Origin of the sequence: Streptomyces sp. NPDC059989 (assembly GCF_042736975.1) — a bacterium.
Classification (GTDB): Bacteria; Actinomycetota; Actinomycetes; order Streptomycetales; family Streptomycetaceae; genus Streptomyces.
This window is the reverse complement of sequence record NZ_JBHWUO010000004.1, coordinates 275,192-283,677: the sequence shown is the minus strand read 5'-3', so window position 1 is coordinate 283,677 and position 8,486 is coordinate 275,192. Positions and strand designations below refer to the sequence as shown.

At 73.6% G+C, this 8,486-nt stretch carries 6 protein-coding genes and 1 pseudogene; 2 read left to right on the top strand and 5 right to left on the bottom strand.

Annotated features, from left to right (window positions below):
• The 5 genes and pseudogenes from ACFWBN_RS06045 to ACFWBN_RS06025 form a co-directional block, all read right to left on the bottom strand.
• Positions 1–475 (bottom strand): annotated as a pseudogene (locus ACFWBN_RS06045) (IS5 family transposase); the annotation flags it as partial.
• A gap of 66 nt (positions 476–541) precedes the next feature.
• Entirely contained in the window at positions 542–1,201 is a 660-nt protein-coding gene (locus ACFWBN_RS06040) for a DUF2278 family protein (protein WP_385171220.1), read from the bottom strand.
• Positions 1,202–1,210: 9 nt separating this feature from the next.
• Positions 1,211–2,236, bottom strand: coding sequence for a cation diffusion facilitator family transporter (locus tag ACFWBN_RS06035; protein WP_385171217.1), 1,026 nt, complete (start codon positions 2,234–2,236; stop codon positions 1,211–1,213).
• Between the two features lie 99 nt (positions 2,237–2,335).
• The gene (locus ACFWBN_RS06030; RefSeq protein WP_385171214.1) at positions 2,336–6,043 is read right to left on the bottom strand and encodes a hypothetical protein; all 3,708 of its coding nucleotides are present in this window, start codon (positions 6,041–6,043) and stop codon (positions 2,336–2,338) included.
• A gap of 5 nt (positions 6,044–6,048) precedes the next feature.
• Positions 6,049–6,462 (bottom strand): hypothetical protein, encoded by a 414-nt coding sequence (locus tag ACFWBN_RS06025; protein WP_385171211.1) that lies wholly within the window; start codon positions 6,460–6,462, stop codon positions 6,049–6,051.
• A 140-nt stretch (positions 6,463–6,602) separates the two neighbouring features.
• Here ACFWBN_RS06025 and ACFWBN_RS06020 point away from each other — a divergent pair, with 140 nt between their 5' ends.
• The gene (locus ACFWBN_RS06020; RefSeq protein ID WP_385171208.1) at positions 6,603–7,145 is read left to right on the top strand and encodes an FABP family protein; all 543 of its coding nucleotides are present in this window, start codon (positions 6,603–6,605) and stop codon (positions 7,143–7,145) included.
• A gap of 71 nt (positions 7,146–7,216) precedes the next feature.
• Complete coding sequence (locus ACFWBN_RS06015) at positions 7,217–8,458, top strand: glycosyltransferase (RefSeq protein WP_385171205.1); 1,242 nt, start codon at positions 7,217–7,219, stop codon at positions 8,456–8,458.
• Positions 8,459–8,486 lie beyond the last annotated feature (28 nt).

The window sequence follows — 8,486 nt, the reverse complement described above, 5'->3', positions numbered from 1 at the left end:
CGGCAGCGGTCATCCGCCAGCAGGTGGACCTTGCTGGTCAGCCCGCCCCGGGAGCGTCCCAGGGCCTCGCGGCCCTCTGCGTCCACACGTGTGCCACCCCTTTTTCAGGATGGTCGGCCGGTGGGTGGTGCCGGGCTCCGGCCGCGTGCTGGTGAGCCCGGCAGGTGGTGGAGTCGACGTTGACCGCCCACGAGCCATCCGCGTCCAGGGCGGTGGAGTCGGCACCGGCCTGCAACGCCCGCAGGATCTTCGACCAGGTGCCATCGGCCGACCAGCGGCGGTGGCGTTCATAGACGGTCTGCCAGGAACCGTAGCGTTCGGGCAGGTCACGCCAGGGAATCCCGGTCCTTGTCCGGTAGAGCACACCGTTGACAACGGTCCGATGGTCGGCCCACCGGCCACCCGGACTACCGGTCTCCGGCAGCAGCCCAGCTATTCGATCCCACTGAGCATTCGTCAGTTCATGCCGACGCACCATGACCGACTCATGCCCGGAACAGCGACAGATCCACCATCCCGGGCAAGAGCCATCAGACACTGCCTAGGCGGGGTGGCCGCCGCCGTCGGTGTGGTCGGCCTGGCTGGAGAACTTGTTGAGGAAGACGTCGTACCGCCCGTCGGGACGCCGGGTGAGGGTGGCGCCGTCCTGCCAGACGCCGTTGTCGTCCCACCACTGGCTGCCGTGGGGATCGCCCTGGTTCTGGTGGATGTTGTGCATGCCGAGGCCCTGGTCGAAGGGTTCGCCGAAGACCACGATCGGACGGCCCGGCAGGAGGATGGTCTCCAGGGCCTGGGCGGCCTCGATGTTGGATCCCGAGACCCACGGGCGGCGCGGGTTCAGCCGGGCCAGGAGGTTCTCCAGCCAGGCCGGCGGGCGGCGGACGAACAGGCAGCCGGGGCGGTCCACGAAGGCCGGGTGCCGGAGGTAGTCGATGGCGCCCGAGCCCGAGGTCATCGACAGTTCGTGGAACCCGGCCGGGAGCGTGGAGGCCGGTTCGAGCACCGATGCGGCCAGCGTGAACACCTTCCACTGGACGCCGGTGGCGGACTGCTTGCTGTCCACGTCGACGGCGCACCGGTACCGTCCTGCGGGCGCGTCGACTTCGAGGTTGACGTGGAACCAGCGGCCCTGGGAGTCGGGCTGATCGCGAAAGTGCCGGTGCAGCGTCCCTGACAGCACTCCGTAGGCTTCGAGCGGCATGCCGTCCAGTCAACCACCGGTCCTGGGCGCAGGTCCGTGACTCGCCGGAAACTCCGCCTCGGCCTGGTGGGCGAGCGGCGGGTGATCGGTGTGGACGGTGGCCGCGGTCAACCGCGGGACGGCGTGGATCAGGGCGTGCTCGGCCGCCACGGCCAGTTCGTGCGCCTGGACGACCGTCAGGTGGGGGGCGACGACGATGTCCGCTTCGGCGCGCAGGGCGTGGCCGATCCACCGCATGCGCACCTGCCCGGTGCCCAGTACGCCGTCCACGGCGCGCAGCGCGGACTCCGCGGAATCGACGAGGGCGGGGTCCACGGAGTCCATCAGCCGGCGGCAGACCTCGCGAGCGGCGTCCTTGAGCACCAGCAGGATGGCCAGGGTGATCAGCAGGCCGACGACCGGGTCGGCGGCCCGCCAGCCGAGCGCCGCGCCTCCGGCGCCCAACAGGACGGCCAGGGAGGTGAAGCCGTCGGTACGGGCGTGCAGTCCGTCGGCGGCGAGCGCCGCCGAGCCGATCCGGCGGCCGGTGCGGATGCGGTAGCGGGCGACCCACTCGTTGCCGGCGAACCCGATGAGGGCGGCCGCGCAGACCGCCCACAGGTGGGTGACCTCGCGGGGGTGCAGCAGCCGGTCGACGGCCACGTAGGCGGCAGCGGCGGCCGAGGCCCCGATGGTCGCCACGATGACGATGCCGGCCAGGTCCTCGGAGCGGCCGTAGCCGTACGTGTAGCGGCGGTTGGCCGCCCGCCGGCCGAGGACGAAGGCGATGCCCAGGGGGACGGCGGTCAGGGCGTCGGCGGCGTTGTGGATCGTGTCGCCGAGCAGTGCCACCGATCCCGAGAGGCCGACGATCACGGCCTGGAGGAGGGCGGTCACGGCGAGGACGGCCAGGGAGATCCACAGCGTGCGCATCCCCTCGCGAGAGGTCTCCATCGCCGCGTCGACCTTGTCGGCGGCCACGTGGCTGTGGGGCACGGCCGAGTGGTGGTGGGCGTGGGTGTCGTCGTGGGCGTGGTCGTGTCGATTCCCCTCCATGCGATCCACCGTGGCATACGGATCCGATTGCGGCTACAACCGTCATACGCCCTGTGGCCAGGTGCGATGTGCTCGCAAGTACGCCCGCGGAGCACCCCCTCACCCCGGGCAGGGCGGGGCGTACTCCACTCCGGGGAGGTAGCGCTTCCATTGCTCCCGGGTGGGGCCCGATCCGGTCGTTCCGCAGATGCGGCGGACGGCCTCCGCGGGGCCGGTGTACCAGGTCTGGAGGGCGGCGTCGGAGCTTCCGCCGACCACGCCGAGCAGCCTGTGCCCGGAGTCCTGGAACGCCAGCGCCGTCACGCTCCCGGCCGTCTCGCGCGGCGGGCCGAGGGGCGTCGGTGCGGAGGGGTCGGTGAGGTCCCAGAGCCGCAGGGTGGCATCGCGGCTGCTGACGGCGAGCGTCCTGGAGTCCGGGCTGACCGCCACGGCCTCGATCTCGTCGGTCGGCCCGGTCAGCGGGGCGCCCAGGAGTGCGGGGCGGTCGGGGCGGGAGACGTCCCACAGCTCGACCCGGTGGGTATAGGTGGCGACGAACAGCGTGCGGCCCTCCGGGCTGAACGCCAGCTCTTTCGCCCCCGCCACCGAAAAGCCCTGTTCGTAGGCGGATGGGGCCGCCGGATCGGTCACCTTCCACAGGCGCACCTGGTCGTCGTAGTCGACCGTGGCGACGACGGGGTCACGGGGGCTGGGCAGCGCCTGCCGGAATCCGCCCTCGATGGTGCCGAGCGCGTCCGGGTTGCGGGCCGGGCGAGCCACCCACGTCACGTCCCTCTTCCCCGTGTAGAGAACCAGGCCGTCCGCGCCCGGGACGGCACGGGCCTCCCGGACCGTGGCCGGCACGGTCAGGCGTCGGGGGCTCGCCTGGGACCGTACGTCCCACAGCTCCGGGCCGGATTCCCGGTTGACGGCCAGCGTCGCTCCGTCCGGTGCCGGTACGGGCGTCCCGCCTCTCAGCTCCACCCCGTAGAGGGAGTCCCGTGCCTTGGGATGCGCGGGATCCGTGGTGTCCCACACCGCCTTGGTGTCGGACAGGAACCTTCCGTCCGGCCCGAAGTCCGCCCACCAGCCGTCGGCCGAACCGCCATCGGGGTACTGGAGCGGCGCCGAACGGTTCAAGCTTCCCAGGTCCCACAACCGGACCGTGTGGTCCAGGGCCGCGGCCGCCAGTGTGCGTCCGTCGGAGCTGAGCGTCAGCTGGTGGATGTCGTCGGGCTGGCCCCTGAGCTCAGGGCCGAGGAGCTTCGGGTGCGCGGGATCGGACACGTCCCGGAACTGGACGACACCACCGCGTTCGTCGTCCGAACTGCCCGTGGCGGCCGTGATCAGGATCCGCCCCTCCCTGCTGAAAAGGATGGCGGCCACCTTGCCCGACCTTTCCAGGACCGGCGCCGCCTCCACCGGACGGTCCAGGTCGGACACGTCCCACAACTGCAGTCCGTCAATGGTGCCGCCGAAGCTCGCAAGCAGTCGGCCGTCCGGGGAGAAGGCGCGCGCGCCGGACATGACGGTCCTTCCGGTCAAGGTTCCCGCCGGGATGGCGGGGGTGTCGGGGCCCGCAACGCGCCACAGGGTGGTGACCGTGCTCCCGGGATCGCCGAACCGGGTGACGGCCAGGCTCCGTCCGTCGGGACTGAAGACGGAATGCACGGAGTAGACCTTGCCGGTGCCGGTCTGTAGCCGCTCGCCGTTCTTGCGGGGGTGGGCGGGGTCGGTCACGTTCCACAACTGGAGCGTGCCGTCGGTATCGCCCACGGCGAGCAGGTCCCCCGCCGGGTTGAACACCACGCTGGTCGGATCCGCGGCCTCGGGCAGCTGTGCCACGATCGCCGCGCCGCCGGTGGAGGTGACCTCGTACAGCCGGACCGGTCCACCGGGGGAGGCCGCGGCCAGGATGTTGCGGCGCGGATGGAAGCGTACGGTCAGCGCCGTGGGCAGCGGTTCACCCAGCGGACGCAGCGTGCGGGTGTCCCACAACCGGACGGGGCCTTCGGCGGTGTTGGTGACGAGCAGCGTGCCGTCGAAGTTGAACCGCGCGTCGTGCATCGCGTCGTTCTTGTCCGCATGCGGCACGTTCAGGACGCGTGCCGCCGGGCGGTCGGCGAGACCCAGGACCGCGCCGGCCGTCTGGGGGTCGGGCGACAGCGACCAGGCGGCCGCGGCCAGTTGGGCCGCCAGTGCCGGGTCGGCCGCGTACAGGTCCGGGGCCCGTGTCGCGAGGAGGCGGGCCAGCGCGGCGTTGCGCTGTGCGAGGGCTTGGCCGCGCTGCTCGCCCGCGTACAGCAGGGCGCCGGCGGCCACCAGCAGCAGCGCGGTGAGCGCGGCGACGGTCTGGTAGAGCCGTCTGACGCCGCGGCGTTCGCGGGCCCGGGCGGCCGCCAGGAACTCCTTGACCTCCGGGGCCACGGCCTGCCGGTTGCCCGGCTGCTCGGCCCAGGCGCGGGCCGTCGCGAGCCGGCTTCCGCTGTGCAGGAAGGCGGGGTCGCGGTCGGTGCGCCGCCACTGTTCGGCGGCCTCGGCGAGGCGCCGGCGGACCAGGCCGCCGGTGCGCTCGGTGTCGATCCAGTCGCGGAGGCGGGGCCAGCCGCGCAGCAGCGCCTCATGGCTGATCTCGACGGTGTCGTGGGCCTGTTCGCCGGCCGTGCGGCCCTGGGTGAGCAGGCGGGCGCGGGTGAAGGCCTCCACGGCAGCGTCGGCGCCACCCTGGACGAGTTCCTCGCGGGCCACCCGGCGCCGGGCCGGGTCGGAGTCCTCGCCGATCAGGACCAGGCGCAGGAACAGGTCCTGGGCCGCGGTCCGGTCGGGGGTGTCGAGGGCGTTGAAGGTGCGTTCGGCGGTTCTGGCCAGGGCCTCGTGGATGCCGCCGGTGTCCCGGTAGCCGTCGACGGTCAGCTGGTGTCCGTGCCGCCGCTGCCAGGTGGCGCGGAGGGCGTGCGCGAGCAGGGGGAGCCGGCCGGCCTCCTCGGCCGTTCCCGGCAGCGCCATCCCGAGGTCGTGGAGCAGGAGGTCGACCAGGCCTGGTTCGAGTTCGAGGCCCACGGCCGCCGCGGGGAGGGCGATGGCCTGCTGGATCTCGGCCTCCGACATCGGGCCGACCACGATCTGGCCGTCGCGGGCGGCGGCGCGCAGTTGCGGATACCGGGCGCAGTGCCCGTAGAAGTCGGCGCGGAGCCCCAGGACCACGAGGGCCGGGGCCGCGGCGAGTTCGGTGAGCCGGGCGACGAACCGCTCGCGTTCCCCTTCCTCCTCGCAGAGCGTGAACAGTTCCTCGAACTGGTCCACGATCAGGAGGAACGGCCGGGCTTCCGGCGCGGGTTCCGGGAGTGTCTCCAGCTGCGCCGCGAGCGCGCGCAGCGGCTCGGCGGTGGGGGTCATGACCAGGTGCGGCCAGTCCCTGGAGCCGGGAGCGGGGAGTCCGCCGCCGGCTACGGCCCGCGTCAGGCCGGCGCGGAGCAACGAGGATTTGCCGGCACCGGAGGCGGCCACCACCAGTTGGAGGCCGGGGTGGTCGAGCCGTTCGGCCAGCCGGTCCATGAGCTCGGCCACGAGCCGGTCCCGGCCGAAGTACCACTGCGCGTGCTCCGGACCGAAGGCCGCCAGGCCGGGGTAGGGGCAGTCCACGTCGGCGGCGTCGGCCCGGTGCACGGCCGCGGCGCCGGGTCCGCCGTAGTGGATGTGCTGATCGCGGCCGGCGACGTAGGCGGTACCGCTGCCGCCGACGTCGACGTGCTGCCCGCCCGGGCCCTGGCCCCCGTCCCCGTCCCCGCCCTCGCCCTCGCCGGAACCGGGGCCGGTCGACTGCGGCACCGCGCTCACCTGCCGCTGATGTGCTGGTCGCGCCCGGCCACGTATGCCGTGCCGTGGTCGCTGACCCTCACCTCCTGTTTCACGACGGAGCGACTTTCGGGCTCGGGCGGCCGCGGGGCGAGTTCGTCGACCATCCGGCGTATCTCTGCCGCGAGCTCCGGTCGCGTGAGCAGGAGCCTGCGCAGGCGCCGCTGCCAGTCCACGACGAGTTCCGCCTCGGCGTCCCCGTCGCCCGCCGCGCGGGCGGCGGCCAGCTCGGCTCCGGCCGCGGTCAGCTCGGCCTCCACGGCGACCGCGCGCTCCGGATGGACCTGCCGCCACCAGCCGACGGCGACCGACTTGGTGTGCTCCCACAAGTCCGTGGACATGGTCCCCACCAGTGCGCTGCCGGCGGCTAACGCCAGAGTCTCCAGGTCCATACGATCCCCCGCCTCCCCGCGGCCACGACCTACGTCGACACCCTCACGCACCATCAGAACAGGGCGACCTGTGGGGCTGTCAACACGGTGGCGCGCTAAGCTTCGCGCCGCGCGGCACATGCGAACAGGCAGGGAGAACAGTGTTTGAGTCGGTGCAGGAGAATCCGTACCCCGACAGCCACGTCCTCGGCGAGGGGCCGGATCCGCATCCGCTGCTCACGCCGGTGCTGCCGCTGCTGGGGCGCTGGCACGGCCGGGGGCAGGGACAGTATCCGACCCTGGAACACGACTTCCGCTACGAGCAGGAGGTCACCTTCAGCCACGACGGCCGCCCCTTCCTGCGGTACGAGGCCCGCGCATGGCTGATCGACGGGTCCGGGGCGCCGGTGCGGCCGGCGGGGCGGGAGGCCGGGTGGTGGCGGGTGACGCCCGACGCGTCCCTGGAGGTGGTGCTCGCGCACCCCACCGGCATCGTCGAGACCTACGTGGGACGGGTGTCCGGTACGGAGATCGAGATCGAGACCAAGGACGTGGCGCTGACGCCCCTGGCCAAGGAGGTCACCGCCACCCGGCGGCATTACGCCCTGGGGACCGGCGAGATGACGGTGACGCACGACATGGCCGCGGTCGGGCAGCCGCTGCAGCACCACCTCACGACGCACCTGCGGCTGCGCACGTCCTGAGGGAGGGCAGCGCGCAGTCCTGACTCTCCGGGACGGGTCACCGGGCAGCGTCGGCGTGACATCCTGCCGTCGTGCGCGTACTGATCGTGACGGCGGGATCGTGGGGTGACGTCGCCCCGTACACCGGGCTGGGGCTGCGGCTGCGGTCGGCGGGCCACGAGGTGGTCATCGCCACGCACAGCCGCTTCGAGGAGGCGGTGACCGCCCACGGACTGGGTTTCCGCGGCCTGCCCCTCGACCCGCGCGAGGAGCTGGCCTCCGCGGCCGGCCAGGGGCTGGCCAAGGCGGTCAGCCCGCCGGTGGCCATGGCCCGGGTGATCCGCATGGCGCGGGAGTTCATGCCCCGGCTCACGCGGGGCGTCGTGGACGCCGTCGGGCAGGGCGCGGACGTGCTGCTGGGCTCCACGCTCACCGACCCGATGTGCTCGGCGCTCGGCGAGGCCCTGGCGCTGCCGGCCCTCGGCGTCTACCTCCAGCCGATCGAGCCGACGGCGGCCTTTCCGCCGCTGGTCACCAGGGCCCGGTCGTTCGGGCCGTACGGGAACCGGGTGGCGGCGCAGGCCCTGTGGACCGTCACCGACCGGATCTTCGCGCCCGCGGTGAGCGCGCTGCGCAGCGAACTGGGACTGGCGCCCCGGAAGTTCGGCGGTCCGCTCGGACTGCCGCGCGGGCGGGTCGTGCTGCACGGGTTCAGCCCGCGGGTCGTCCGGCGGCCTGCGGACTGGCCCGAAGGCCACGAGGTCTGCGGGTACTGGTGGCCCGCGGCCGCGCCCGGCTGGCGGCCCGATCCACGGCTGTCGGCCTTCCTCGACGCGGGCCCGCCGCCGGTGTTCGTCGGCTTCGGCAGCTTCGTCGCCGCCGATGCGGAGCGGCTGAGCGCCCTGGTCGCCGAGGCCCTGCGTCGGGCCAGGGTCCGCGGCGTCGTCCAGTCGGGCTGGTCCGGCCTGCACGCCGAGGGCGACGACCTGCTGACGGTACGGGAGGTCCCCCACGACTGGCTGTTCCCGCGCACGGCCGCCGTGGTCCACCACGCGGGCGCCGGAACCACCGCGGCCGGCCTGCGCGCCGGGGTCCCGGCCGTCCCCGTCCCGGTCCAGCTGGACCAGCACTTCTGGGCCGCCCGCCTCACCGCTCTGGGGGTGGCCGGTCCCCCGCTGCGCTACCAGCGCCTGACCGCGCCCCGCCTGGCCGCCGCGATCGCCACGGCCACCGGCACCCCTGCCCTGACCACCCGCGCCCGCGCCCTCGCCGCCGACCTCGCCCGGGAGGACGGCGCCGCCCGGGTCCTCACGGCACTGCAGCGGCTCGGGTGAGCCTGCGGGTGGTCGGGGCCGTACTGGG

What these genes read in the sequence shown, in the direction of transcription:
- ACFWBN_RS06040 (WP_385171220.1), bottom strand. Translation starts at nt 1,201, where the DNA reads ATGCCGCTCGAAGCCTACGGAGTGCTGTCAGGGACGCTGCACCGGCAC.
- ACFWBN_RS06035 (WP_385171217.1), bottom strand. Translation starts at nt 2,236, where the DNA reads ATGGAGGGGAATCGACACGACCACGCCCACGACGACACCCACGCCCAC.
- ACFWBN_RS06025 (WP_385171211.1), bottom strand. Translation starts at nt 6,462, where the DNA reads ATGGACCTGGAGACTCTGGCGTTAGCCGCCGGCAGCGCACTGGTGGGG.